Here is a 24765-nt window from a genome sequence, read left to right on the forward strand (position 1 = left end):
GCGCTCACCGCTCGATTAGCGCAATGCGCTTGTTGTACCAGTTCATCAGCAGCGAAATGCTGATGCTGATGGCCAGGTAGACACTCATGGTGATGGCCATGGTTTCGATGGCCTGCCCGGTCTGATTGAGCACAGTGCCGGCGAACAGCGACACCATATCCGGATAGCCGATGGCGGCTGCGAGAGACGAGTTTTTTGCCAGATTGAGGTACTGGCTGGTCAGCGGAGGCACGATCACCCGCAATGCTTGCGGCACGATCACCAGCCGTAACACCTGTGTCGGGCGCAAACCAAGTGAGGCCGCGGCTTCAGTCTGGCCATGGCTGACCGACTGGATGCCCGAGCGAACGGTCTCGCCGATGAACGCCGCGGTGTACACCGACAGCGCCACCACGATCGATACCAGTTCGGGGATCACCACCCAACCACCACGAATGTTGAAGCGCTGCAGCTCTGGCACTTCCCAGGTGAAAGGCGCACCTGCAACGAAGGTGATCAGCCAGGGAATGGCGAGAAACAGCCCAAGGCTGGTCCAGAACACCGGAAACATCCGCCCGGTGGCATGTCGCCGGGCACGCGCCCAACGGTTGAGCATGACCACCGCCACCAGCGCCACGAACAGCGCTAGCCAGAACGCCCAAAAACCATCGGCCGCGCTGGGCGCCGGCATTTGCACGCCGCGGTTGTTGATGAAAACCGCATCCCACAGGCTCAGGCTGTTACGCGGCCCCGGCAAGGGACTGATGACCGCGAAATAGACGAAGAAGATCAGCAGCAACGGCGGGATGTTGCGGAATATCTCGATATAGAGCGTGGCCAGCTGGCGGATCAGCCAGTTGCTCGAGAGTCGCCCCACACCAAGGATGAAACCCATGACGGTCGCGAGAAAAATCCCGATCACGCTGACCAGCAGTGTGTTGAGCAAGCCAACCCAGAAGACACGACCGTAGGTGTCGCTCTCGCTGTAGTCGATCAGGTGCTGAGAGATGCCGAAGCCGGCGGCATTATTAAGGAAGCCGAATCCGGAAGTGATGCCGCGATGGGCAAGATTGGTCTGTGTGTTATGAAACAGGTACCAGCCGAACGCCACCACCGCCAACACCGCAAGCACCTGGAAGACCCAGGCGCGTATTCGTGGATCGGTGAAGGGCGAACGTCGGGGCACAGTGCCTCTGGCGATCGAACGCATCGAAAATCCTCATGCCGCATGGCCGATCACCAGGACCGGCCATGCTCATCCATGAAACGAGCCGGCACCAGGCCGGCTACGCGGGCTCAGCGCACTGGGGGTGCGTATTGCAGGCCACCGTTGTTCCACAAGGCATTGAGGCCGCGCTCGATCTTCAGTTCGCTGCCAGCACCTACGTTGCGATCGAAGATCTCCCCGTAGTTACCCACTTGCTTGACGATTTGCACCGCCCAGTCCTTCGGCAGCTTCAGGTCCTTGCCATACTCGCCTTCGGCCCCCAGCAGGCGTGCCACGTCGGGATTCTTGGTGCTCTTGGCCATTTCTTCGACGTTGGCCGCGGTGATGCCCAGCTCCTCGGCATTGATCATGGCGAAAAGACTCCAGCGCACGATATCGAACCACTCCTCGTCACCCTGGCGCACTGCTGGCCCAAGGGGTTCTTTGGAGATGACTTCGGGCAGTACGACGTACTGCTCGGGATTGGCCAATTTGATGCGTTGCGCATACAGCTGCGACTGATCCGAGGTGAGCACATCGCAGCGACCGGACTCGAGAGACTTGGCGCTTTCATCCGATGTGTCGTAAGTGATCGGCGTGTATTTCAGGCTGTTGGCACGGAAGTAATCGGACAGGTTCAGCTCGGTGGTGGTCCCGGCCTGGATACAGACGGTAGCCCCGTCCAGCTCCTTGGCGCTGCTGACTCCAAGCTCCTTGTTCACCAGAAAGCCTTGCCCATCGTAATAGGTCACGCCGGTGAAGTTCAGCCCCATGGCCGCGTCGCGTGAGCTGGTCCAGGTGGTGTTACGCGACAGCACGTCCACTTCACCCGATTGCAGAGCGGTAAAGCGCTCCTTAGCGGTCAACGGACTGTACTTGACCTTGCTGGCGTCACCGAACACCGCCGCGGCTACCGCGCGGCAAACGTCCACATCGATGCCCAGGTATTTCCCCTTGGCATCGGCGTATGAAAAGCCCGGAAGGCCATCACTGATGCCGCACTGCACGAATCCTTTCTTCTGCACTGCATCGAGGGTCGCCCCCGCCTGCGCCAGCCCGCTGATGCCCAGCAGTGACGCAGCACCCAGTACAGCCAGTGTGGATTTCACCCTAATCATCGAAACCTCCAGTTTGCTTTCTTATTCTCGGGTTCGGGCCTTTGGCCGTTCGATGCCATGTGGCAACAGCGAAGCGGTCCCGGCCTGACCTGAGTCTAGTCGTCCGTGGATGATCGGCAATGTTGTTTGTGCCATTACCTCGACCCGCTCATGCAAGCCGTTCCGTTCAGTCCGAACAGTCCAAAGCAAGCGGCGTACCAGCTCATCCGGGCAACGCCATCCATGGCCTAACTGGCGGGTTCTATCAGCGGGCCGGAGCAGGTAACCTCGCGCTATTTACTCGTCCAGGGTGCTTAAACGCCCCAATTCGAGGCGAGATGCCCACAACTGGAGCCACTCCATGAGCGAACCCCTGATTCTCGAACCCAACGGCGCCGCAGACGCCTGCATCATCTGGCTGCACGGCCTGGGCGCTGACCGCTATGACTTCCTGCCGGTCGCCGAAGCATTGCAACAGCGCCTGCACAGCACGCGCTTCGTTCTGCCACAGGCGCCAACGCGCCCAGTGACTATCAACGGCGGCTGGAGCATGCCGAGTTGGTACGACATCCTTGCCATGAGCCCTGCCCGTGCGATCGACCGTGAACAACTCGAGGCTTCGGCGCAGCAGGTGATCACGCTGATCGAAACGCAGCGAGACGGCGGCATCGACCCAACCCGCATATTTCTCGCCGGTTTCTCGCAAGGCGGCGCAGTGGTGCTGCACACCGCATTTCTTCGCTGGCAGGGCCCGCTGGGCGGGGTCATCGCGCTATCCACCTATGCACCGACATTCGGCGATCATCTCGATCTGCCCGAGACGGCTCTGCGCTATCCCACGCTGTCCCTGCATGGCAGTCGCGACGATGTGGTGCCACCCGCAATGGGCCGCGCGGCCTATCAAAGGCTGCATGACGTTGGCGTCGATGTGACCTGGCGCGAATACCCGATGGGGCATGAAGTACTTCCGGAGGAAATCCGCGACATCGGCGAGTGGTTAGCCGGACTTCTGGGCTGATCATGGAAAACGCGTGCAGGCCCTTGACGGCCGTTTGCTAGCGGCTCGCGGCGAGACAGCAAACGCGCGGGACCCGGCAGTTCATGCAGGAGCCGCCGAGCCGGTGGCCGCCACGGCCGTACAAGGACGAGACTTCGCCACACCTGCGTCTTGCATTACACTGGCGCGCGACACTTTCCTAATTCGACGACGAGAAGACCGTGCTCAAAGCACTCAAGAAAATCTTTGGCAAGGCCCCGGACGAGCGGGCAGACATAGTTGATGGCGGACTCGCTGCAGCTCACGAAGGACAACACAGCGTCCCTGCAGCGCAACAAGCCGCGACACCTGTTGCGCCACCCAAGCCGCAACCCGCTGAGCGTACAGCTGAGAAACCGCGTCGCCAGCGCAGCAAACCAGCGAAGCCTGCTGCTCCGACCTGGAAACTGGAAGATTTCGCGGTAGAACCGTCCGAAGGCAAGACCCGCTTCCATGACTTCAAACTCGCCCCCGAGCTGATGCATGCGATCCATGATCTGGGCTTTCCCTATTGCACCCCGATCCAGGCGCAGGTGCTGGGTTACACCCTCGCCGGCAGGGACGCCATCGGCCGCGCGCAGACCGGCACCGGCAAGACTGCAGCCTTCCTTATTTCCACCATCACACAGCTGCTCGACACGCCGCCACCGAAGGACCGCTACATGGGCGAGCCGCGTGCGCTGATCATCGCTCCGACCCGGGAACTGGTGGTTCAGATCGCCAATGACGCACTGGATCTGACCAAGTACACCAACCTGAACGTGATGAGCTTCGTTGGCGGCATGGATTTCGACAAACAGCTCAAACAGCTGGAGTCCCGCTATTGCGACATTCTGGTTGCCACACCCGGCCGCCTGCTGGACTTCAACCAGCGCGGCGAGGTGCATCTGGACATGGTCGAGGTGATGGTCCTGGACGAAGCCGACCGCATGCTCGACATGGGCTTCATCCCGCAGGTTCGCCAGATCATTCGGCAGACGCCACCCAAGAGCGAGCGCCAGACGCTGCTGTTCTCCGCCACCTTCACCGAAGACGTGATGAACTTGGCGCAGCAGTGGACGACCAGCCCCGCCGTGGTAGAGATCGAGCCGGAGAACGTGGCCAGCGAAACCGTCGAACAGCACGTTTATGCCGTGGCCGGCAGCGACAAATACAAGCTGCTGTACAACCTGATCAGCCAGAACGACTGGACCCGGGTAATGGTCTTTGCCAACCGCAAGGACGAAGTGCGGCGTATCGAAGAGCGCCTGACCCGAGACGGCATCAGCGCTGCACAGATGTCCGGCGACGTGCCGCAACACAAGCGCATCCGCACACTGGAAGGCTTCCGCGAAGGCAAGATCCGCGTATTGGTCGCGACTGATGTCGCCGGTCGAGGTATTCACGTCGATGCCATCAGCCACGTGATCAACTTCACCCTGCCGGAAGACCCGGACGATTACGTGCACCGCATCGGTCGTACCGGCCGTGCCGGCACCAGCGGAACATCAATCAGTTTCGCCGGCGAGGACGATGCCTTCGCGCTGCCGCCCATCGAAACGCTGATCGGCCGCAAGATCCAGTGCGAGATGCCACCTGCGGAACTGCTCGCTCCGGTTCCACAATCGCGCTGAGCCCACCGGATGCGGCATTCGCCGCATCCTCTCCACTATCTGCTCGATTCCCCATCAATGACCTGAATCAGCCGGTAATCGAGGCAAAGCGGCTAGAGTTGTAGCTGGATTCCGAACGCAAGGAGATACCGGTGGATAGCATGCACTGGCTACTATCGCTCATCGTCATTGGCTTCATTCTGCTCTGCGTAGGTTTCAACTACCGAGACAGTGACTGGGGTGTCGGCCTGCTGGGCCTGGGTGTACTGACCATGTTTTCGACGCTGGCTTTCAAGATGTACATCACCTTCTATTGAAGGCTCAGCTTTTTCCACTCCAACGCTCGGCCGCTACCTGATCGCTGGTGCGGCCCTCGACCCAACGTGGGCCAGAGGCGGTTGCTTCCTTCTTCCAGAACGGCGCCCGGGTCTTGAGATAATCCATTACGAAACGACAGGCATCGAAGGCTGCATCACGGTGTGCACTTGCCGCACCGACGAACACGATGGGTTCGCCCGGTTCCAGCGAGCCAACGCGATGTAACACATCGAGCCGCAACAACGGCCAGCGCTGCTCGGCCTCAACGATGATCTTCTCCAGCGCCTTTTCGGTCATGCCCGGCGCATGCTCGAGAAACATCCCGGCGACATCCTCTCCGTCATTGAAATCCCGCACGTAACCGACGAAACCGGCCACCGCGCCGATACCAAGGTTGGCGGCGTGCAATGCGTTGAGCTCAGCGCCTGGATCGAACGCTGCCGTCTGTACACGAACTGCCATGCTCAGCCTCCAGTCACGGTTGGAAAGAAAGCCACTTCGTCACCATCGGATACCGGCTCGTCGAGCGCACAAAGCTCCTGATTGCGGGCGCACATCAGGTTCTGTTCGGCGAGTACTTCCCAGGCGCCGCCGCGGGCCAGAAGATGCTGGCGCACATCATTCACGCTCGCGAACGAGGCAGCCCACTGCAAGCGCTCGCTATCGCTGCCTAGCGCTTCTCGATAGCGGGCGAAAAACTGGATAGTGATCATGCTTGCACCTGCCAATGACCGCTCTTGCCGCCGAGTTTTTCCAGCAGGCGTACGCCTTCGATGACCATGCCGCGATCCACCGCCTTGCACATGTCGTAGATCGTCAGCGCGGCGACGCTGGCAGCGGTCAACGCCTCCATCTCTACGCCAGTCTGCCCAGCCAGCTTGCAGGTTGCGCGAATCAGCACATTGTCGTCGCCGTCCGCTTCCAGCTCGACCTTGATGCTGGTGAGCAGCAATGGATGACACAGCGGGATGAGTTCGTAAGTCTTCTTCGCCGCCTGTATGCCGGCGATACGGGCCACTGCGAAGACATCGCCCTTGGGATGGCCGCCCTGCTGAATCATCTGCAGGGTCTGCGGCAGCATACGAACACGCGCTTCGGCTACCGCCTCACGGGCCGTGACGGCCTTGTCGGTGACATCGACCATGCTGGCCCGGCCTTGGGAATCGAGATGAGTGAGCATCTGGCGCTCCTGATTAGAAAATCAAGAGTCTACCCCAGCCGCTGGCGATGAACCCGCCCCCGTAAGAGGTACAACCGGGCATCGCCAGCATGCGGTTGCCGCTACATGTGCGCCTCTGCGTATTCAGCCAGCACCGACCGAGGAACGCCTTGCAGGGTGATATGCACACCGTGCGGGAAGTCCTTGAAGCGCTCGGTAAGGTAGGTAAGGCCGGAGCTGGTCGCCGACAGGTACGGCGTATCGATCTGTGCAAGGTTGCCCAGACAGACCACCTTCGAGCCATTCCCCGCACGGGTAATGATGGTCTTCATCTGGTGCGGCGTAAGGTTCTGACATTCGTCGATGAGGATCAGGCTCTGCTGGAAGCTGCGACCACGAATGTAGTTCAGCGATTTGAACTGCAACGGCACCTTTTGCAGGATGTAATCGATGCTGCCGTGGGTGTTTTCGTCTTCCATGTGCAGCGCTTCGAGATTGTCGGTGATGGCACCCAGCCAGGGCTCCATCTTTTCTGCCTCCGTGCCTGGCAGGAAGCCGATGTCTTCGTCGAGTCCCTGCACGCTGCGGGTAGCAATGATGCGCCGGTAGCGCTTGCTGACCACCGTCTGTTCGATGGCAGCGGCCAGCGCCAGGATAGTCTTGCCCGAGCCGGCCGCGCCGGAAAGATTGACCAGATGGATGTCCGGGTCGAGCAAGGCGAACAGCGCCAATGCCTGATGAATGTCCCGCGGCCTCAGCCCCCAGGCTTCCTGATGCAGCAGCGGCTCCTGGTGCAGGTCTAGCAGCAGCAGTTCGTCGGCCTTGATGCCCTTGATCCAGCCCACGAACCCCTGCTCATCGATGATGAACTCGTTGATGTGCACGGCTGGCAGGTTGTCGGTCAGCTGCACCCGGTGCCAGGTGCGCCCATGACCCTGGTGGGTTTCCACTTTGCTCACACGATCCCAGAAGGAACCGGTAACGCTGTGATAACCACGCGACAACTGCCCCACATCGTCGATCAGCTGATCGGTATGGTAGTCCTCTGCAGCTACGCCGCAGGCCCGCGCCTTCAGGCGCATGTTGATGTCCTTGGTCACCAGCACCACCGGCACCCCAGGCCGCTGTTTGCTGAGCTCGACTACCTGATTGATGATCTTGTTGTCGTTCAGATCTTCCGGCAACGCACTTGACTCGCCGCGCTTGCTCATCAGTATCGACAGACTGCCGGACGGCCCGCTCTTGCCGCGCTGAATCGGCACACCGAGTTCGACCTCTTCCGGCGTAGCGTCGCCTAGCAGCCTGTCTATCAGTCGGATCGCCTGACGGCACTCGGCCGCCACGCTGTGCTTGCCGGTCTTAAGCTGATCGAGTTCCTCCAGTACGGTCATGGGAATAGCGACCTGATGCTCCTGGAAGTTCAGCAGTGCGTTGGGATCGTGGATCAGTACATTCGTGTCGAGGACGTAGAGCGTGGGCTGGGTTGCGCGGGGTCTGCCGTAGTCATCCATACCGATCACCTTCTTCTGGGGCCAGAAACGAAGAGCCGAAAGCGCTTCGCTGCAGAGTGACCGCCATTGCGATTCAGGAGAGCGGACGAGGGAAGCCAGGGGATTCGGGGCTGCCCAGGAGCCGCCACCTGTGTCGCAGGATTCGGCGGTCTGAACTCGGTAATACCGTAAAAGTTATGACAGACAAAAGTCTTTTCCGTTGAATGCTAATTTTTTTCTCAAATCGACCAGACGGCCTTGGCTCGTGCCTTTCGTGCGCGCTATTGTCGTAGATCAAGGTGCGCGCTTTCGTCGCAGCGATTCACTTCAGCGGTTACGTGCACCAGCTGCGGGAACGCCTCGAGTACCGTTTTGTAGTGGTCGGCCGTATGCGTCTGATGCGTCACCACGCTCAAGACGCAGCTGTATTGAGCGCGCCCGACCCTCCATAGATGCAGGTCCATTACCTCGGTATCCGGTACGCGTTGCAGTGCCTGCCGCACCTCATCTACCAGCGGATCATCCATTTCCCGGTCCAATAGCGCCTTGCTCGTATCGCGCAGCAGACCACGCGCCCAGACCAGTATCACCAGAGCCCCGACAATGCCCATTGCCGGGTCCAACCAGCCCCAGCCAAGGTATTTGCCGCCCAGCAAGGCGATGATCGCGGCCACCGAAGTCAGCGCGTCAGTCAGCACATGAATGAAGGCCGCGTGCCGATTCAGGTCTTTGCCGCCCGAAGCGTGCTGGTGTCGATGGTCATGCGAGTGCTCGCCGTGATGATGGTGCTGGTCGCGCAGTAGCCACGCGGATAGCAGATTCACCAGCAAGCCAATCACGGCGACCATCAAAGCAGCATCGAAACTGATCGCTACCGGTGACCAGAATCGCAACAACGACTCGCCAATCATGAACAGCGCGACGATGACCAATAGCAACGCACTGGTAAACCCGGCGAGCACCTCGATCTTCCAGGTTCCGAATGCGAAGCGCTGGTCCGCTGCATAGCGCCGAGCCAAAAGATAAGCCAGCGCAGCCAGCCCTATCGCGACCATATGCGAGGCCATATGCCAGCCGTCCGCCAGCAAAGCCATGGAGTTGAACCAGTAGCCCGCGACGATCTCTGCCAGCATGGTCAAGCCAGTCAGGACCACCACCGCCCAGGTCTGCCGCTCGGAAGTGCGCTCCAGCGGACGGTAGTCGTGGGGCGGTTGCCATTGCGCATGATCACAGCCAGACATACGAACTCCTACTTGGACTCGGCGTAGTTTGGCGCCTCGCCACATGGAAAAAGGCCAACCAGCATCTATCAACCCTATAGCTGGAGCCCAGCCGCCGCTATCCCTACAATCGCGCCATCAGGAAGGAGACCCAATATGCTGATGGTGCTATCCCCAGCCAAGACGCTCGACTACGAAACGCCCCCAATAACCGAACGTTTCACGCAGCCCCAATACCTCGATCACTCGCGATTACTCATCGAGCAGTTGCGCGATTACTCGCCAGCGCAGATCAGCGAGCTGATGCATCTATCTGACAAGCTGGCCGCCCTCAACGTCGCACGCTACGGGAGCTGGGCCGAAGAGTTCACCCCGGAGAATGCCAAGCAGGCACTACTAGCGTTCAAAGGCGACGTTTATACCGGGCTCAGCGTTGAGGACTTCACCGAAAGCGACCTGCTGTTTGCGCAGAAGCACTTGCGCATGCTGTCAGGGCTCTACGGCCTGTTGCGGCCACTGGACCTGATGCAGCCGTATCGCCTGGAGATGGGCACCAAGCTGGCAAATCTGCGCGGCAAGGACCTGTACGCATTCTGGGGCGAGCGAATCAGCGAATGGCTGAACGAGACACTTGCCGAGCAAGGCGATGAGGTTCTTCTCAACTTGGCTTCGAATGAGTACTTCAGTGCCGTCAAACGCAAGGCGCTGAACGCACGGGTAATCAACGTCGACTTCAAAGACATGAAGAATGGCCAGTACAAGATCATTTCTTTTTACGCGAAGAAGGCAAGAGGCCTGATGGCGCGCTGGGTAATCAAGGAACGCATCGGCAGCCCCGACCAGCTGTCCGCGTTCAATTACGAGGGATATCGCTACAGTCCGGACGACTCTAACGCCGACCGACTGGTATTTCTGCGCGACGCCGCCGAACAGTAATCCGCAATGACGTGATGGAACTAGCCGCTTCCATCACCACCCACACCCTCCTTACGAAAACGGCTACTTGAACCCGGTCCAGCGCGTGTCATATCGCTGATCAGGCGATTCAGCCGATTATCGCCGCCGCACTTCCCGCTCCTTGAGTCGGTTCGCAAAAACTCGCCGATCAACGGTTATTGAGACGGGAACTATCCAGCACAGCTCGCAATCATAAGCGCGTACCGACAATTCCAGGTGGAAAGGGACGTCGCACATGAACGTGCATTGGGTAAGCAATCTCACAAATCGCTCCGCACCGGGTCGCAACCTGACCTTGGCGGTAGCGCACTCTCAGGTGGCCACGCGGCTGAAACAACCGCCGGCGGCCACGGCGTCGACCACTGCCAACGCGGCATCTGGCACGACAACAGCCGAGCAAGGCACGAACAGAGGGTTACGGCCATGCAAATGCACCACCCCATTTCGACCAGCCGCGGATGCTACGCACCGCTCGCGACGATGGTGCTCCTCACTTCGCCGTCGGCCGGCCAAAAACGCCCCGCGCAGGTGGCCATGACCATCAGCTCGCCAGAGATACGTCTGGCCTGACTGGCCATGACGCAGCAGCTCATCGATAGCCCCTACAACAGATTTCAATCCCGAGCGCGTTTCGGGACAGAGCGGAGTTCGTTCGGGCCAACCCGCGGCTCTCTCAAGCAAGAACAGTGAACAACCCAGGCGCAGCCACTGGCTGGCGTCACCGAACAAGTAGAACGACCTTCGAAACGATTCAGGAGAAGCAATATGATCCCGGTTATTCTTTCAGGCGGTAGCGGCTCTCGACTTTGGCCCCTTTCCCGCAAGTCGTTCCCTAAGCAATTCCTTGCGCTTACCGGGGAACAGACCCTGTTCCAGCAAACCGTCGAGCGCCTGGCCTTTGATGGCATGCAGCAACCGCTGCTGGTGTGCAACAAGGACCACCGTTTCATCGTCAAGGAACAGCTTGGCGCACGCAAACTCGGCGTTCAGGGCCTTCTGCTAGAGCCGTTCGGCCGCAACACCGCTCCAGCCATCGGCATCGCCGCGATGAAACTGGTCGAAGAAGGCCGTGACGAGCTCCTGCTGGTACTGCCAGCTGACCACGTAATCGAAGATCAGAAAGCATTCCAGCGTTCATTGGCGCTGGCAACCAATGCTGCCGAAAACGGCGAGATGGTGCTTTTCGGTGTTCCGCCGACCCGTCCCGAGACCGGTTACGGCTATATCAAAGCTAGCCAGGACGCCAATGCCGGCTTGCCCGATGGCATCAAGCGTGTCGCTCAATTCGTCGAAAAGCCGGACGAAGTTCGCGCGCAGAGCTACCTGGAATCCGGCGACTACTTCTGGAACAGCGGCATGTTCCTGTTCCGCGCCAGCGTATTCCTGGAAGAGCTGAAGAAGCACGATCCGGATATCTATGACACCTGCTCGCTCGCACTCGAGCGCAGCGTCAAGCATGGCGAAGAAATACTCATCGACCCGGCCACCTTCGCTTGCTGCCCGGACAACTCCATCGACTATGCAGTGATGGAAAAGACCCAATTGGCATGCGTGGTTCCAATGTCCGCAGGCTGGAGCGACGTCGGTTCGTGGTCCTCGATCTGGGACGTGCACGAGAAAGACGAGAACGGCAATGTACTCAAGGGCGATGTAATCGCTGAGGATTCGCGTAACTGTCTGGTTCACGGCAATGGCAAGCTGGTCACCGTGCTCGGCCTGGAAGACGTCGTAGTGGTGGAAACCAAGGACGCCGTGATGGTTGCCCACAAGGACAAGGTGCAGGACGTCAAGAAACTGGTTAGCAAGCTCGACGCCCAGGACCGCAGCGAAACCAAGAACCACTGCGCCGTCTACCGCCCATGGGGCTGGTATGACTCGGTGGACATGGGCGGTCGCTTCCAGGTCAAGCGGATCTGCGTGAACCCGGGCGCCAGCCTTTCCCTGCAAATGCACCACCACCGTGCCGAGCATTGGATTGTCGTTTCCGGGACCGCTCAGGTCACCTGCAACGACAAGACCTTCCTGCTCACCGAGAATCAATCGACGTATATTCCGATTACCTCGGTCCACCGCTTGGCCAATCCAGGGAAAATTCCGCTGGAAATCATCGAAGTTCAGTCAGGCAGCTACTTGGGTGAAGACGACATCGAGCGGTTCGACGATGTATACGGACGCGCAGAACAGGGCAGCGAAGCAAAAGTTGCCCGGTAACTTCTGGTAAACCTAAAGAAACCCGCTTCGGCGGGTTTTCTTTTTTATCATCCTGGCTCTCCGCACACCGCTGGGCGCATACTTGCACGCACAACGCCGAAGGCGTGCGCTCATGAAGCGTGGATTAGGCAACACGTTTTTTTTGAACTACTGCTCGAATTGGCCGTTTTTGATGTAATTGCTTAAACCTTTTCAGTTGACCCTGAGTCTCACCGACATAAGCTCGCCTCTACTGCAATGAAAGACCCTGCAACCGAGGGGCATCTTTCCAAGCAGTCACGCCTTACAACAAACTTGAAATAATAGGATCCTTACGTGACGAAAGACGAACTGCGCGCAGAACTCGAGCGCCAGGCTCAGCGCTTTACCAATGTTTACGGTGGCGAAATCACGACATATGCCGCTGAACGCGAACCCGAGCGCAAACCTTGGCGAAAAAAACCCACTGTTCTCGACCAAGTATTTCAGCAAGAGCTGCAGAAACTCGAGCAGGAGAAACACTCCAATTGCGAGAATGCTGCTGCAGGACAAGCCTGAACCCCAACGGGTAGAGAGCTGGAATCACAGTCATCACGTAAAAGCTGCAGCCAGATGATGACCGTGTCCCAGCGATCGGATCAGCGCTTGCCGCCCAGCAATGATCCGAGCAGCCCTCTGGCTAATTGACGACCCAACTGGCTCGCCGCCTGGCTCAACGCACTTTTCACTACGCGCCCGGCCAGATCGCCCAGGTCCCCGCTGGCAGCACTCTGACCGCGTCGAGGTCTTTCAGGCATGCCTTTAGGTTGTTGCTCGACGGTCTGCGCAGCGCGCGCAGCCAAGATCTCGTACGCCGACTCACGATCGACGGGCTTGTCATAGCGACCACGCAGGCCGGACCGAGCGATGAGCCCCGCACGCTCGGCTTCGCTCAATGGCCCGACACGCGATTGGGGCGGTGCGATCGCCACGCGTTGCACCACCGCTGGTGTGCCTTTCTCCTCAAGCCCACCGACCAACGCCTCGCCAATGCCCAACTGGGTCAACACATCCAACGTCGCGAACTCAGGATTGGCGCGGAATCCATCGGCCACGGAGCGCAGCGCCTTTTGCTCTTTCACCGTATAGGCCCGTAAACCATGCTGGATGCGAAGCCCAAGCTGCGCCAGCACTTGGTCCGGCAGGTCCGCAGGAGACTGGGTGACGAAATAAACGCCCACCCCCTTCGAACGAATCAACCGCACCACTTGGATCAACCGCTCTTGCAAGGCCTTGGGCGTATCCCCAAACAACAGATGTGCTTCATCGAAGAACAGGGCAAGCACCGGTTTGTCCGCGTCGCCACGCTCTGGAAGCTGCTCGAATAACTCGGCAAGCAGCCATAGCAGAAAGGTTGCATAGACCTTCGGCGCTTCATGCACCAGCACACTGGCATCAAGCAGATGGATAGCTCCCCTTCCGTCAGGAGCGGGATGCAGCAAGTCTTCAAGCTGTAGTGCCGGCTCACCGAATAGTGCTTCGACACCCTGCTGCTCAAGGGTCGCCAAGCGCCGCAACAACGCTTGCGACGAGGCACTGGTGAATAATGCGCTGTCCTCACCCAGCACGTGCGGTTCGGCCTTGAGGTGCGCCAACAGCGCCTTGAGGTCTTTGAGATCGAGCAACAGTAAGCCTTCTCGATCAGCCACTTTGAACGCGGCATAAAGCGCAGCCTGCTGGCTGTCGGTCAGCTGCAGTAGATTTCCGAGCAGCAGCGGTCCCATCTCGCTCAAGGTGGTGCGTAGCGGATGACCGCTGCGTCCATGCACATCCCACAGGGTGACCGGATATGCCTGTGGCTGATGGTCAAGCCAGGGCATGCTGGCGATCCGCTCGGCGATTTTGCCCTGTGGCGTGCCGGCTGCGCCCAGCCCGCAGAGATCACCCTTGATGTCGGCGGCGAAGACAGCAACACCCGCATCGCTGAACTGCTCGGCCAGACGCTGCAAGGTAACGGTTTTGCCGGTTCCCGTAGCGCCGGCAATCAGCCCATGTCGATTGGCCAGCCGCAGGAAATGGGTACTCGGCTCGCCACCGGTATCTGCGCCGAGCACCAAACGATCCATCACCGCTGTCATCAGTCAGCCTCCTTGCCGGGCGCACCTGAGCCGCACGGCCCGCTCCCTTTTGCTGCTGGAGCATGTTCAATTGATTCGGCTGGGCTCTGCTCATTCTGCAGACGGGACCAGAGCGCCGCGGCATCTGCGAACTCGGCGCCCTGGTCGGGCGACAGCGCCTGTGGATCGTATCGCTGAGTACAACCGCTACCGATGATCGGTGGCGCTTTGGCTACGGCACGCTCGAGGGGATCGGTCACGGCGACTCCGGATTGTCAGTTGAACACCATCGTCTTGTTGCTATGCACCAGCACGCGGTCTTGCAAGTGATAGCGCAGACCGCGCGAAAGCACCATCTTCTCCACGTCTTTGCCGAGACGGACCATGTCCTCGATGCTGTCGCGATGGCTGACTCGTACCACGTCCTGCTCGATGATCGGGCCCGCGTCGAGCTCTTCGGTAACGTAGTGACAGGTCGCCCCGATCAGCTTCACGCCACGCAGCGAGGCCTGATGATAGGGCTTGGCGCCGACGAACGAAGGCAGAAAGCTGTGATGGATATTGATCACCCGCTGAGCAAACTCGTCGCATAATTCCGACGGCAGAATCTGCATATAGCGAGCAAGCACAATTACATCGGCACGTTGCTCGCGCACCAGGCGGGTTACTTCGGCGAAGGCTTCTTGCTTGTTTGCAGGATCGACCGGCACATGGATGTAAGGAATGCCGTGCCACTCGACCATGCTGCGCAGGTCGTCATGGTTGGAAATCACGCACGGAATATCGCAATCCAGCTCATTGCTGTGCCAGCGGTGCAGCAAATCGGCCAGGCAATGCGATTCACGACTAGCCATCAGCACCACGCGCTTGCGCTGCTCAGAGTCGGTGATGCGCCACTCCATGGAGAACTCGCGCGCAATCGGCGCAAACGCCTGACGGAAGCCCTCCAGGTCGAACGGTAGCGAGTCGGCGCGGATTTCATGACGCATGAAGAACCAGCCACTCTGATGATCAGAATGGTGATTGGCTTCAGTGATCCAACCATTGTAGGTGGCGAGAAAATTACTGACCTTGGCGACAATGCCAACGCCATCGGGACAGGCAATGACCAGCCTGAAAGTACGCATTAAAGGTTACTCCGACTCTAAGGAAACGCGGCATTCTAGCCCAGCAGGCAAAAGCCCAGCCATCGAGTTTAACGCCGCGTCATCGACGGCGAACTCCAAGGCAGGAGCGTCGCCAGTACCGAGACCAAAGGCGATTGTGGGATAGATAGAAACCAATCGAAAAAACTTGTCCGATAAAACAAGGATTGCGGTTATTTACCGCTGAAGCCTTACGGCTTAGCGGTTCACAGCGAAGATGAAATATCCCTTCAAAAAGTAGTCCGGCTTTTTAACCAAACCTATATTTACTTGCGCAATAGGCAGGACTATGATTGCTGCCACTTGCGTTCAAACCTATCCCAAGGAAGTCAAATGTCACTTATCAACGAGTATCGCGCCACTGAAGAAGCCATCAAGGAACTTCAGGAGCGACTGAAGTCCCTTTCCGAAGACGACAAACTGCAAAAGGAACTGGAGTTCGAAGGCAAGCTGCGCGAACTCATGGGTGAATATCAGAAGTCGCTGCGCGATATCATCGCCCTGCTCGACCCAGAAGCCTCCCGCAACGGCAAGAGCCCGCGCGCTGCCAAAGCGCCGGCAACCAGCAAGCGTGCCCGCCGCGTGAAGCAGTACAAGAACCCGCACAGCGGTGAAGTGATTGAAACCAAAGGCGGCAATCACAAGACACTGAAAGAATGGAAGGCCCAGTGGGGTTCCGAAACCGTCGAAAGCTGGGCCACCCTGCTCGGCTAAGTCGTAACGGTTTAAACCGAACGCCATTTCTCGACATAATCATAATGTCGAGAAATGGCGTTTTTATTTGCGCGACTGTTGCCTTCACCCGGCATTGCCAGTCGCCATTTACCGCGACGTTACTCGAAAGCCTTTTCGAGCCAACTAGCTAGCCAGCCCGTAACGCGCACGCAGGCTCAGACCGTAGTCGCGCCATTGCTGTAACAGTTGTTGCTGCGCCGGCGTGGCGGTAACCATGGATTGCTGGATACCCGCCTCGAACTGTGCAAGCGTGTTAGGTGCTCCGTACGTATCGTCGCTCAGTCGTTGCTGGCAGAACTGACGCCACTGCGATTGTTCCTCTGCAGATAACGCGTCGGGAAAGTTGCGCGCGCGGTAGCGAAACAACAGCGCCTCAAGGCGAGCATCATCAAATCGACACGGATGTCTTGCCAGATCGGCAGGTGCCATGTTGCGGACCTGGTCGCACAGTCGCCGGTCCCGGTCGCCAAGAAAGCCGTCATACAACTGTTGCTCCGGGTCTTCGCTTCCGGCGAAACCCTCCTCGCGGTAAATCTCGTCCAGCTTTTCGGTCCAAACCTGCCGCTGCTCACGCAATGCAGCAGCGCGCGCCTGGCAGAGCGACATATCCAGACCCAGGCGCTGAGTATCTGCTTCGCGCAGCACCTTGAGCGGTGCCAGTACCGGGCACTTGTTGACGTGTACCAGCTTCAACGGGACCGGCAGTTCGCCTTCGGCGAGTTGGTCACGGCGGGTATAAAGGCGCTGCCGCAAGGTTTCGGCGCTTTCCTGCAGGAGAGGCTGGGGCTCGGCCTGCAGATCACAGACGATTAGCGCGTTGCGGTTGCGCGGATGCCAACCCAGCGGCAGCACCACCGAAAGAAAATGCCTCGCAGCTGAAAAACGGCCGGATATGTGCACCAGCGGTTCGAGCAGGGTGATCCGTTCCAGCACCGCCTGTTTACGTCGCAGGTTGTAGAGATAGTCATACAGCCGCGGCTGGCGATCACGAACGAGCCTGGCCAGAGCGATGGTAGCGCGCACATCAGACAGCGCATCGTGAGCATTCAAGTGCTCCAGCCCGTTGGCCACGCTCAGGCGCTCGAGCTTGAGCGTCACCCGGCCATCCTCCTCAGGCCAGACCAAGCCTTCCGGACGTAGCGCATAAGCGGTTCGCACCAGGTCGATCAGGTCCCACCGACTATTGCCGCCCTGCCACTCACGCGCGTAAGGGTCGTAGAAGTTGCGGTACAGGCTGTAGCGGGTCACCTCGTCGTCGAAACGCAGGCTGTTATAACCGGCACCGCAGGTTCCGGGCACGGACAGTTGCTGATGCAGCCGCTGAATGAACTCTGCCTCGCACAATCCTTTGTGCTGCAGGACTGCAGGCGTGATGCCGGTAATCAGGCATGCGGCAGGATGCGGAAGAATATCGTCGGAGGGCCGACAGTAAATGTTCAGCGGCTCGCCAATTTCCTCGAGCGCCTCGTTGGTGCGGATGCCCGCTACCTGCAACGGACGATCGCGGCTGGGCGAAATCCCTGTGGTTTCGAAGTCGTACCAGAAGATGCTTGGAGTCACGGGAGAGTCCTTCTCGATCAGCACAGCAGTCTATCAGCCAGGCCGGCACCTCGCAGACCCGGCCCGGCAATGCTCAACGCCGCTGACGCGCTCTATCGACGCGCGGCTCTGCGAACGGCATCCTGCAATAAGGCAGGCATTTCGCCATAATCGCGCTTCGTTGGCTCGCCGGGGCTCATGCACGAGACTCAGGCGCATTGCCGCAGCGGCAGTTGCCGCATAGCATCGCCCTTTGCCTGATTTCAGACGACCTTGCCTTTGCCCTCCATTCTCGACCGACAAGCCCTGCTCGACACAAACCTCCGCGTCGAGACACCCGAGGGCATCGATCTCCTTCTGCGCCCGGCCGGACTGGTGCCACGTGCCCTCGCCTTCTCCATCGACCTGGCGATTCGTGCGGCCGTCCTGCTGGCGCTTTTTATCACCCTTGGACTTCTAGGCAAGTTCGGCATGGGCCTGGGAACACTGCTGCTGTTCCTTGTGCAGTGGTGGTACATGGTGCTTTTCGAAGTACTGAATCAAGGCCGCACCCCTGGCAAATACTGGCTGGGACTGCGCGTCGTGCATGACGACGGCACGCCAGTCGGCTGGTCTTCCTCGCTCACCCGTAATCTGCTGCGATTCGTCGACATGCTGCCATTCGGATATTTCCTCGGCGCCCTGAGCTGCCTTGGCCACCCGACTTTCAAGCGCCTCGGCGATCTGGCGGCCGGCACGCTGGTTGTCTATCAGGAGAAGCCACAGCCACGCCCTACGCTTCCCGATGCCGAGCCGGCCACAGCGCCCCTCGCGCTGACCCTGGACGAGCAGCGCGCACTGATCAGCTTTGCCGAACGCCATGGGAGCCTGTCTGCCGAACGCCGCCTGGAGCTGGCGTCAATTCTGGCCGCCCCCCTTGGGACCAGTGACGAGAATGCCGAAGCGAAAATCCATGGCATCGCCCGCTCGTTGGTGGGCTCGCCATGAAGCAGGCCCTATTCGAGCGCCAGCACCAGGCCGAGTGGCAAGAATTCGCCATACAGCTGGACGCGCTTGAGCGCGGCAAACAGAGCAGTACGCAAGCCAGCACATTTCCGAGCGCCTACCGCCAACTCTGCCAACAACTGGCCTTGGCAGAGTCACGCGGTTACAGCAGTCAACTGATCGAGCAATTGCGTCAGCTCGCGCTCCGCGGGCATCAGCAGCTCTACCGCCATCGCAGTCCATTGCTCGGCCGCGTGCTGGGCTTCATCAGCGGAGGTTTCGCCCGCTCGGTCCGTGAACAATGGCGCTACGTGCTGGCCGCCAGCCTGCTGTTCTACGGCAGCCTGATCAGCATGGCTGTACTGGTTTACCTATATCCCGAACTGGTCTACAGCATCCTGCCACCCGAACAGGTCGCCCAGATGGAACAGATGTACGACCCGGACGCCAGCCGCTTGGGGCGTTTCGCCGAGCGAGGCGCTGGCGACGATTGGCTGATGTTCGGCTACTACGTGATGAACAACATCGGCATCGCCTTCCAGACGTTCGCCAGCGGATTGCTGTTCGGTCTCGGCACGCTGTTTTTCCTGCTGTTCAATGGCCTGACCATTGGCGCCGTGGCCGGCCATCTGAGCGGCATCGGCTACCACCAGCCGTTCTGGTCGTTCGTCATCGGTCATGGCGCCTTCGAACTGACGGCAATCACCCTTGCAGGTGCTGCTGGCCTGCAGCTTGGCGTCGCGCTGCTTGCGCCAGGCCGACTGACACGCGGGGACGCGCTGCGTCAGGCAGCCAAACGCGGTATTCAGCTAGTCGGCGGTGCCACGCTTTTTCTGCTGATCGCCGCGTTCGTCGAGGCCTATTGGTCGTCCATGACCCTCGCCACGCCAGCAATCAAGTACATCGTCGGCGCCCTGCTCTGGCTAATCGTGGCCGGTTATTTCTGCCTGACCGGGCGAGGTCAGCATGCAACTGAGTGATGCCAGCGTCTCGATCCGTCCTCGCAGCCCATGGGAAGCCCTGGACCTCGGCACCCTGCTAGCCAGGCGCCACGCGAAGCTGCTGATGGCAACCTGGGCCGCCGTCACGCTGCCGGTTTTCGCGCTGACCAGCCTGCTGCTCTGGCAGCATCCGAGCATCGCGCTGCTGTTGTTCTGGTGGCTGAAGCCGCTTTATGAGCGGCTACCACTGCACATTCTGTCCAGAGCGTTGTTCGGCGAAACGCCCGGGCTCAGAGAAAGCCTGAAGGCGTTTCCCGGCCTGCTGCGGTCGCAGTGGTTCGCCAGCCTGACCTGGCGCCGGCTGAGTACGACACGCAGCTTCGATCTGCCCGTGCAACAACTCGAGGGGCTCGACGGCAAAGCGCGAACGCAGCGCGTGGTTGCCCTGAGTCTGCGCAACGGGCGCGCAGCGAGTTGGCTGACCGTGGTCGGCGTGCATCTGGAAGGCGCACTCTGGCTCGGCCTGCTCGGCGTGCTGTATTTCCTCCTGCCAGCGCAGCTGGTGCAGCGCTGGAACTGGGAAGACCTACTCGGACTAAGCGGCGAATGGCTCTGGCTCGAACACCTGTCCAACCTGCTCTACGTCCTGGTACTGATTGTCTGGGAGCCGATCTACGTCGCCTGCGGCTTCAGCCTCTATCTCAACCGGCGCACACATCTGGAAGCCTGGGATATCGAACTGGCCTTCCGCCGACTGCGTCAGCGCCTGCTCGGTACCGTGCCGATGCTCCTGCTCGCCTGTGGGCTGTTGCTATGGCCGGCGCAACAGGCAGCCTGGGCGGCCCCCGCTGCTCAAGCCGACGAAATCCAGCCAGGCCCGGAAAGTAAGCGCCTGCTCAATCAGCCAGTGACCAGCGAAGCAGCGCGCGAACGAATCGAGGCCTTGCTGGACCAGCCACCCTTTCAACACCGCGAAACGGTAACTCGCTGGCGCCTGGGCGATGGCGACGAGGCCAAACAGCCAGGTGCGCTGGCACGCCTGATCGAACGCCTGCTTCAGGGCGGCTCGTTCTGGCACGGTCTGGACCGTCTGGCGCAGGTTCTCGAGGTTCTGCTCTGGACCGCTCTGGCGCTGCTGGTCGCGCTTGTGCTGTGGCGCTACCGCGATTGGCTGCGTACCTTCGGCGGCCGTATGCGGTTGCCGAACCGGCGCCGCATGGCGCCGCCCGAGCAACTGTTCGGCCTAGATGTCGCCCCGCACAGCCTGCCAGACGATATCGCCAGCGAAGCCGAACGGCTCTGGCAGCTAGACCCGCGCGCGGCGCTGGCGTTGCTCTATCGCGGCTTGCTCTGCCGTCTGCTGCGCGACTTCCAGCTGCCCTTGAAGGCAGCGCACACCGAGGGCGAGGTTCTGCAGCAGGTGCGTGATCTGCAGCTCGACCCGCTGTCGCGATTCGCTGAACAGCTCACCCGCCACTGGCAGCAACAGGCTTACGGGCATCGCCCTGCCGACGAGCAAGTGCGCGACGCGCTGTGCGCCGATTGGCGCGCACTGTTTGTCGAGGGCGGGCAGCCATGAACCGCCTCCACACGCGCCTTCTGGCCTTCGTCGCGATCCTGCTGCTCGGCCTGCTGATCATCTGGCTGAGCGGCCACCTGCAGCCGTATGAGGATGTCGTCGAACACGGCGCTGCACCGCAGGCGCGAAGCAACGACTATCTGGCCGCCGAGCTGTTTCTGCGCGACCTTGGCCTGCAGGTCAGCCACCACGAAGGCATCGCCGGGCTGGAGACGCTGCCGACCAGCGGCCAGACGCTGCTATTGCTCGGTGACCGCCGCAACATGACGCCTCGGCAGACCGGGCGCCTGCTGGATTGGGCCGCCGCCGGCGGGCATCTGGTCGTCGTTGCAGAGCGGCTGTGGGATGAGAAAGCAGGCAAAAGCGGCGACCTGCTGCTCGATCAACTCAACCTGCAGCAGTACTCAACCAAGGATCTGGATGAAGACACCCAGACGCCACAGCCATCCAAGACAGAACAGCATCCGCAGTTGACCAAGCTGTATCTGGAGAATGAAAGCGCGCCGGCCTATCTCGCCTTCGATACGGATTTCCATCTCTACGACGCCGACAACCGCGCCCACGCCTGGGCCAACAGCGCGGGCGCGACGCACATGCTGCAACTGCAGCACGGTGACGGGTTGGTCACCGCGCTGACCGACAGCTGGATCTGGCAGAACCGCAATATCGACGAATACGACCATGCCTGGCTGCTCTGGTACCTGGCTCAGGACAGCGAAGTCACCCTGGTGCACCGCAGCGAACATGACAGTCTGTTGGCGCAACTGCGCCGCCACTTCCCGGAGTTGCTCACCGCGCTGGGTCTGCTCACGCTGTTTGCACTCTGGCATGCCGGGCAGCGCTTCGGCCCGCTGCAGTCTCCGGCCAGCCCGGCGCGTCGCCAGCTGCAAGAGCATCTGCGCGGATCGGCAGACTTCCTGTTGCGCCATGGCCGCGAGCAAAGCCTCCTGCAACGCCTTCAGCACGACATTCAACGCCGGGCCAAGCATCGCCATCCCGGCTTCGACGAGCTACCACTCAGTGGGCAGCTGATACTTCTTTCACAACTTTCCAGCCTGCCGCCTGCCAGCATCGAACAGGCCATGCGCCCCGTGTCGCAGCAACGCCTGTCGGCCACCGAATTCACCCGGCAGGTCGCCTACCTGCAAACCCTCAGGAATGCCCTATGAGCGAAAACACCTCCGAATCAAACAGCGCCGCGCCAAGCGCCAACCCTGCGAGCCAGCGTCTGCGAGCCAGCCAGCTAGCCCAGGCGTTGCGCGATGAATTGCACAAGGCGGTGATCGGCCAGGACGAAGTCATTGATGGCGTCCTCACCGCGCTGATCGCTGGCGGCCACGTGCTGATCGAAGGCGTACCCGGACTGGGCAAAACACTGCTGGTACGGGCGTTGGCGCGCTGCTTCGGCGGCGAATTCTCGCGAATCCAGTTCACCCCCGATCTGATGCCCAGCGACGTTACCGGCCATGCGGTCTACGACATGCAGACCGAGCAGTTCAAGCTGCGCAAAGGCCCGGTATTCACCAACCTGCTACTGGCAGATGAAATCAACCGGGCCCCGGCCAAGACCCAGGCCGCGCTGCTCGAGGTGATGCAGGAGCGACAAGTGACCCTGGAAGGCAAGGCCTTGGCCGTGCCGCAACCCTTTCTGGTCATGGCCACCCAGAACCCGATCGAGCAGGAAGGCACCTATCCGCTGCCCGAAGCCGAGCTCGATCGTTTCATGCTGATGCTACGTATGGATTACCCCCAAGCCGACGAGGAGCTGGAGCTGGTGCGCCAGGTCACCCGCTCGGCACGGGCCGACATGCTCGACGTCAGCGCCTTGCGTCAGTTGGTGCAGGCACGCGATGTGCTGGCCTTGCAGAAGATCGCCAGCGAACTACCGCTCGACGATCAGGTTCTGGACTACGCCGTGCGCCTGGCGCGCAGCACACGCAGCTGGCCGGGCCTGGCACTAGGTGCCGGCCCGCGCGCTTCGATCGCCCTGGTTCGCGGCGGGCGCGCCAGGGCCTTGCTGCGCGGCGGCGAATTCGTCACGCCGGACGATATCAAGGGCTGCGCATTGGCCGTACTGCGCCATCGCGTACGGCTCTCCGCGGAGCTTGATATCGAAGGGCTTTCGGTGGACCAGGTGCTGCAGCAGGTGCTCGGCCAGGTGGCGGCTCCGCGCGCATGACTCCATCCCGTCGCCTGCTCGTTGCGCTGGCAACGCTGGTGCTCCTGGCCGTCCCACTTGGCGCGCTCACCGCTATGGGTATCGAAGCCGAAGGTTGGCGCTCTGCCTGGTGGGGGCTTTTGCTGGCATTGGGGATGGTCGCTGTGCTCGACGCACGCAACCTGAAGCGGCGGCCTTCGCCGTCATTGCAACGCAGCCTGTCAGGCAACCTGCCGCTGGGTCACTGGAGCAACGTGCAGCTGTTGGTTCGCAACGAGGACACCCATCCTGCCGAGCTGGAACTGTTCGACCACGTGCCGGAAGGCATGCTTTTCGAGCAGCTGCCGCAACGAATACGCCTGCAACCCTGGGAGCATTGCCAAATCACCTACCGGCTGCGTCCGGTTCGCCGCGGACGCTTTGCCTTCCAGCGCTGCGACATGCAGCTGACCAGCCCTTTGGGCCTATGGCGCAGCAAACGCCAGCTGCCGCTGGCCGATGACACCCGGGTCTACCCCGACTTCGCCCGGTTGCACGGTGCCGGCCTGCAAGCCGTCGACGTCTGGCTGAACCGCCTCGGCGTGCGCCAGCAGCCCAGGCGCGGCCTGGGGCTGGAGTTTCATCAATTACGCGAATTTCGCGAGGGCGATACGTTGCGGCAGATCGACTGGAAAGCCACAGCACGCACCCGAATGCCGATTGCCCGCGAATATCAGGACGAGCAAGACCAGCAGATCGTGCTGATGCTCGACTGTGGCCGTCGTATGCGTAGTCAGGACGCAGAACTTACCCACTTCGATCACGCGCTCAATGCCGGCCTGCTGCTCGCCTACGCCGCGCTGCGCCAGGGCGACGCAGTGGGCGTCTGCACCTTCGCCGGCGAGCCACGATATGTCGCGCCCGCCAAGGGTCAACAACAGTTGCGCGTATTGCTGAACAGCCTCTATGACCTGCAGCCCACCCAGCAGCCAGCTGATTATGGTGCGGCGACCGAACAGCTATTGGCCAGGCAACAGCGCCAGGCGCTGGTGATCGTCCTAAGCAATCTGCGCGACGAAGACGATGCAGAGCTGCATGCCGCTCTGCAGCGACTTTCGCGACGGCATCGCGTGCTGCTGGTGAGCCTGCGCGAAGAAGTGCTGGACCACCTGCGTGTGCGGCCGGTGCAAAATCTGGACGATGCGCTCGACTACTGCGGCGCGCAGGATTACCTGAGCGCACGCCAGCAGCTGCACAAACGCCTTATGGCCAATGGCATGCCAGTGCTGGACGTCCCACCTTGCGATCTGGGACCAGCACTGGTCGGGCGCTATCTGGCATGGAAAAAGACAAGAACGCTGTAG

General features: G+C 60.5%; 24 protein-coding genes. 13 read left to right on the forward strand and 11 right to left on the reverse strand.

Features of this window, described 5'->3' with window-relative positions; all coding sequences use genetic code 11:
• Positions 1 to 4: 4 nt before the first annotated feature.
• Both SM130_RS16320 and SM130_RS16325 read right to left on the reverse strand, forming a co-directional pair.
• The gene (locus SM130_RS16320; protein WP_102825014.1) at positions 5 to 1189 is read right to left on the reverse strand and encodes an amino acid ABC transporter permease; all 1185 of its coding nucleotides are present in this window, start codon (positions 1187 to 1189) and stop codon (positions 5 to 7) included.
• An 86-nt stretch (positions 1190 to 1275) separates the two neighbouring features.
• A complete protein-coding gene (locus tag SM130_RS16325; protein WP_102825013.1) occupies positions 1276 to 2304 on the reverse strand; it encodes an amino acid ABC transporter substrate-binding protein in 1029 nt (342 codons plus the stop codon).
• A 340-nt stretch (positions 2305 to 2644) separates the two neighbouring features.
• On the opposite strand from SM130_RS16325, the gene SM130_RS16330 reads away from it, so the two are divergent.
• The 3 genes from SM130_RS16330 to SM130_RS16340 all read left to right on the forward strand — a co-directional run bounded on the left by SM130_RS16330 (position 2645) and on the right by SM130_RS16340 (position 5228).
• A complete protein-coding gene (locus tag SM130_RS16330) occupies positions 2645 to 3301 on the forward strand; it encodes an alpha/beta hydrolase (protein WP_102825012.1) in 657 nt (218 codons plus the stop codon).
• Positions 3302 to 3501: 200 nt separating this feature from the next.
• Positions 3502 to 4932, forward strand: a complete 1431-nt coding sequence (gene rhlB / locus SM130_RS16335; RefSeq protein ID WP_102825011.1) for an ATP-dependent RNA helicase RhlB — start codon at positions 3502 to 3504, stop codon at positions 4930 to 4932.
• A gap of 140 nt (positions 4933 to 5072) precedes the next feature.
• Positions 5073 to 5228 (forward strand): hypothetical protein, encoded by a 156-nt coding sequence (locus SM130_RS16340; protein WP_256044931.1) that lies wholly within the window; start codon positions 5073 to 5075, stop codon positions 5226 to 5228.
• 4 nt (positions 5229 to 5232) lie between these two features.
• Here the strand turns inward: SM130_RS16340 and moaE are convergent, their stop codons facing one another.
• From moaE to dmeF, 5 genes are all read right to left on the reverse strand, one after another.
• Positions 5233 to 5691: a molybdopterin synthase catalytic subunit MoaE gene (gene moaE / locus SM130_RS16345; RefSeq protein WP_102825010.1), complete on the reverse strand. Its 459-nt coding sequence runs from the start codon at positions 5689 to 5691 to the stop codon at positions 5233 to 5235.
• Between the two features lie 2 nt (positions 5692 to 5693).
• Positions 5694 to 5942, reverse strand: a complete 249-nt coding sequence (locus tag SM130_RS16350) for a MoaD/ThiS family protein (RefSeq protein WP_102825009.1) — start codon at positions 5940 to 5942, stop codon at positions 5694 to 5696.
• Complete coding sequence (gene moaC, locus SM130_RS16355; RefSeq protein ID WP_102825008.1) at positions 5939 to 6409, reverse strand: cyclic pyranopterin monophosphate synthase MoaC; 471 nt, start codon at positions 6407 to 6409, stop codon at positions 5939 to 5941. The genes SM130_RS16350 and moaC overlap by 4 nt, the downstream gene beginning before the upstream one ends.
• Before the next feature lie 101 nt (positions 6410 to 6510).
• Entirely contained in the window at positions 6511 to 7899 is a 1389-nt protein-coding gene (locus SM130_RS16360; protein ID WP_102825007.1) for a PhoH family protein, read from the reverse strand.
• A 260-nt stretch (positions 7900 to 8159) separates the two neighbouring features.
• The gene (gene dmeF / locus SM130_RS16365; protein ID WP_102825006.1) at positions 8160 to 9119 is read right to left on the reverse strand and encodes a CDF family Co(II)/Ni(II) efflux transporter DmeF; all 960 of its coding nucleotides are present in this window, start codon (positions 9117 to 9119) and stop codon (positions 8160 to 8162) included.
• A 135-nt stretch (positions 9120 to 9254) separates the two neighbouring features.
• On the opposite strand from dmeF, the gene yaaA reads away from it, so the two are divergent.
• The 3 genes from yaaA to SM130_RS16380 all read left to right on the forward strand — a co-directional run bounded on the left by yaaA (position 9255) and on the right by SM130_RS16380 (position 12803).
• Positions 9255 to 10034 carry a peroxide stress protein YaaA gene (gene yaaA, locus SM130_RS16370; protein ID WP_102825005.1) on the forward strand — a complete coding sequence of 260 codons (780 nt, stop codon included), beginning with the start codon at positions 9255 to 9257 and terminating at the stop codon, positions 10032 to 10034.
• Positions 10035 to 10820: 786 nt separating this feature from the next.
• Positions 10821 to 12266 carry a mannose-1-phosphate guanylyltransferase/mannose-6-phosphate isomerase gene (locus tag SM130_RS16375; protein ID WP_102825004.1) on the forward strand — a complete coding sequence of 482 codons (1446 nt, stop codon included), beginning with the start codon at positions 10821 to 10823 and terminating at the stop codon, positions 12264 to 12266.
• A gap of 315 nt (positions 12267 to 12581) precedes the next feature.
• On the forward strand, positions 12582 to 12803 hold the full coding sequence (locus tag SM130_RS16380) for a hypothetical protein (protein ID WP_102825003.1): 222 nt from the start codon (positions 12582 to 12584) through the stop codon (positions 12801 to 12803).
• A gap of 80 nt (positions 12804 to 12883) precedes the next feature.
• Here SM130_RS16380 and SM130_RS16385 read toward each other — a convergent pair whose 3' ends face one another.
• The 3 genes from SM130_RS16385 to purU are packed head-to-tail and all read right to left on the reverse strand — an operon-like array spanning position 12884 to position 15468.
• Positions 12884 to 14362 carry a helicase HerA-like domain-containing protein gene (locus SM130_RS16385; RefSeq protein ID WP_102825002.1) on the reverse strand — a complete coding sequence of 493 codons (1479 nt, stop codon included), beginning with the start codon at positions 14360 to 14362 and terminating at the stop codon, positions 12884 to 12886.
• The gene (locus tag SM130_RS16390) at positions 14362 to 14601 is read right to left on the reverse strand and encodes a hypothetical protein (RefSeq protein ID WP_102825001.1); all 240 of its coding nucleotides are present in this window, start codon (positions 14599 to 14601) and stop codon (positions 14362 to 14364) included. The genes SM130_RS16385 and SM130_RS16390 overlap by 1 nt, the downstream gene beginning before the upstream one ends.
• A 15-nt stretch (positions 14602 to 14616) precedes the next feature.
• Positions 14617 to 15468 (reverse strand): formyltetrahydrofolate deformylase, encoded by an 852-nt coding sequence (gene purU, locus SM130_RS16395; protein WP_102825000.1) that lies wholly within the window; start codon positions 15466 to 15468, stop codon positions 14617 to 14619.
• A gap of 351 nt (positions 15469 to 15819) precedes the next feature.
• Here purU and mvaT point away from each other — a divergent pair, with 351 nt between their 5' ends.
• Entirely contained in the window at positions 15820 to 16200 is a 381-nt protein-coding gene (gene mvaT, locus SM130_RS16400; RefSeq protein ID WP_102824999.1) for a histone-like nucleoid-structuring protein MvaT, read from the forward strand.
• A gap of 144 nt (positions 16201 to 16344) precedes the next feature.
• Here mvaT and sbcB read toward each other — a convergent pair whose 3' ends face one another.
• Entirely contained in the window at positions 16345 to 17781 is a 1437-nt protein-coding gene (gene sbcB / locus SM130_RS16405) for an exodeoxyribonuclease I (RefSeq protein ID WP_102824998.1), read from the reverse strand.
• A 258-nt stretch (positions 17782 to 18039) separates the two neighbouring features.
• Here sbcB and SM130_RS16410 point away from each other — a divergent pair, with 258 nt between their 5' ends.
• Genes SM130_RS16410 through SM130_RS16435 form a run of 6 tightly spaced genes read left to right on the forward strand, consistent with a single transcriptional unit; the run spans position 18040 to position 24765 of the window.
• On the forward strand, positions 18040 to 18747 hold the full coding sequence (locus SM130_RS16410) for an RDD family protein (RefSeq protein ID WP_102824997.1): 708 nt from the start codon (positions 18040 to 18042) through the stop codon (positions 18745 to 18747).
• Entirely contained in the window at positions 18744 to 19724 is a 981-nt protein-coding gene (locus SM130_RS16415; protein WP_102824996.1) for a stage II sporulation protein M, read from the forward strand. Before SM130_RS16410 ends, SM130_RS16415 begins: the two co-directional genes overlap by 4 nt.
• Positions 19711 to 21264, forward strand: coding sequence for a DUF4129 domain-containing protein (locus SM130_RS16420; RefSeq protein ID WP_102824995.1), 1554 nt, complete (start codon positions 19711 to 19713; stop codon positions 21262 to 21264). Before SM130_RS16415 ends, SM130_RS16420 begins: the two co-directional genes overlap by 14 nt.
• Positions 21261 to 22433: a DUF4350 domain-containing protein gene (locus SM130_RS16425; RefSeq protein WP_102824994.1), complete on the forward strand. Its 1173-nt coding sequence runs from the start codon at positions 21261 to 21263 to the stop codon at positions 22431 to 22433. The genes SM130_RS16420 and SM130_RS16425 overlap by 4 nt, the downstream gene beginning before the upstream one ends.
• On the forward strand, positions 22430 to 23443 hold the full coding sequence (locus tag SM130_RS16430; RefSeq protein ID WP_102824993.1) for an AAA family ATPase: 1014 nt from the start codon (positions 22430 to 22432) through the stop codon (positions 23441 to 23443). Before SM130_RS16425 ends, SM130_RS16430 begins: the two co-directional genes overlap by 4 nt.
• The gene (locus SM130_RS16435; RefSeq protein WP_102824992.1) at positions 23440 to 24765 is read left to right on the forward strand and encodes a DUF58 domain-containing protein; all 1326 of its coding nucleotides are present in this window, start codon (positions 23440 to 23442) and stop codon (positions 24763 to 24765) included. Before SM130_RS16430 ends, SM130_RS16435 begins: the two co-directional genes overlap by 4 nt.

Source organism: Stutzerimonas stutzeri (assembly GCF_038561965.1).
Taxonomy (GTDB): domain Bacteria; phylum Pseudomonadota; class Gammaproteobacteria; order Pseudomonadales; family Pseudomonadaceae; genus Stutzerimonas; species Stutzerimonas stutzeri_AA.

Coding starts and splice junctions, on each gene's coding strand:
- SM130_RS16320 (WP_102825014.1), bottom strand. CDS start 1,189: ATGCGTTCGATCGCCAGAGGCACTGTGCCCCGACGTTCGCCCTTCACC.
- SM130_RS16325 (WP_102825013.1), bottom strand. CDS start 2,304: ATGATTAGGGTGAAATCCACACTGGCTGTACTGGGTGCTGCGTCACTG.
- SM130_RS16330 (WP_102825012.1), top strand. CDS start 2,645: ATGAGCGAACCCCTGATTCTCGAACCCAACGGCGCCGCAGACGCCTGC.
- SM130_RS16340 (WP_256044931.1), top strand. CDS start 5,073: ATGCACTGGCTACTATCGCTCATCGTCATTGGCTTCATTCTGCTCTGC.
- moaE (WP_102825010.1), bottom strand. CDS start 5,691: ATGGCAGTTCGTGTACAGACGGCAGCGTTCGATCCAGGCGCTGAGCTC.
- SM130_RS16350 (WP_102825009.1), bottom strand. CDS start 5,942: ATGATCACTATCCAGTTTTTCGCCCGCTATCGAGAAGCGCTAGGCAGC.
- moaC (WP_102825008.1), bottom strand. CDS start 6,409: ATGCTCACTCATCTCGATTCCCAAGGCCGGGCCAGCATGGTCGATGTC.
- SM130_RS16360 (WP_102825007.1), bottom strand. CDS start 7,899: ATGGATGACTACGGCAGACCCCGCGCAACCCAGCCCACGCTCTACGTC.
- dmeF (WP_102825006.1), bottom strand. CDS start 9,119: ATGTCTGGCTGTGATCATGCGCAATGGCAACCGCCCCACGACTACCGT.
- yaaA (WP_102825005.1), top strand. CDS start 9,255: ATGCTGATGGTGCTATCCCCAGCCAAGACGCTCGACTACGAAACGCCC.
- SM130_RS16375 (WP_102825004.1), top strand. CDS start 10,821: ATGATCCCGGTTATTCTTTCAGGCGGTAGCGGCTCTCGACTTTGGCCC.
- SM130_RS16385 (WP_102825002.1), bottom strand. CDS start 14,362: ATGACAGCGGTGATGGATCGTTTGGTGCTCGGCGCAGATACCGGTGGC.
- purU (WP_102825000.1), bottom strand. CDS start 15,468: ATGCGTACTTTCAGGCTGGTCATTGCCTGTCCCGATGGCGTTGGCATT.
- mvaT (WP_102824999.1), top strand. CDS start 15,820: ATGTCACTTATCAACGAGTATCGCGCCACTGAAGAAGCCATCAAGGAA.
- SM130_RS16415 (WP_102824996.1), top strand. CDS start 18,744: ATGAAGCAGGCCCTATTCGAGCGCCAGCACCAGGCCGAGTGGCAAGAA.
- SM130_RS16420 (WP_102824995.1), top strand. CDS start 19,711: ATGCAACTGAGTGATGCCAGCGTCTCGATCCGTCCTCGCAGCCCATGG.
- SM130_RS16425 (WP_102824994.1), top strand. CDS start 21,261: ATGAACCGCCTCCACACGCGCCTTCTGGCCTTCGTCGCGATCCTGCTG.
- SM130_RS16430 (WP_102824993.1), top strand. CDS start 22,430: ATGAGCGAAAACACCTCCGAATCAAACAGCGCCGCGCCAAGCGCCAAC.
- SM130_RS16435 (WP_102824992.1), top strand. CDS start 23,440: ATGACTCCATCCCGTCGCCTGCTCGTTGCGCTGGCAACGCTGGTGCTC.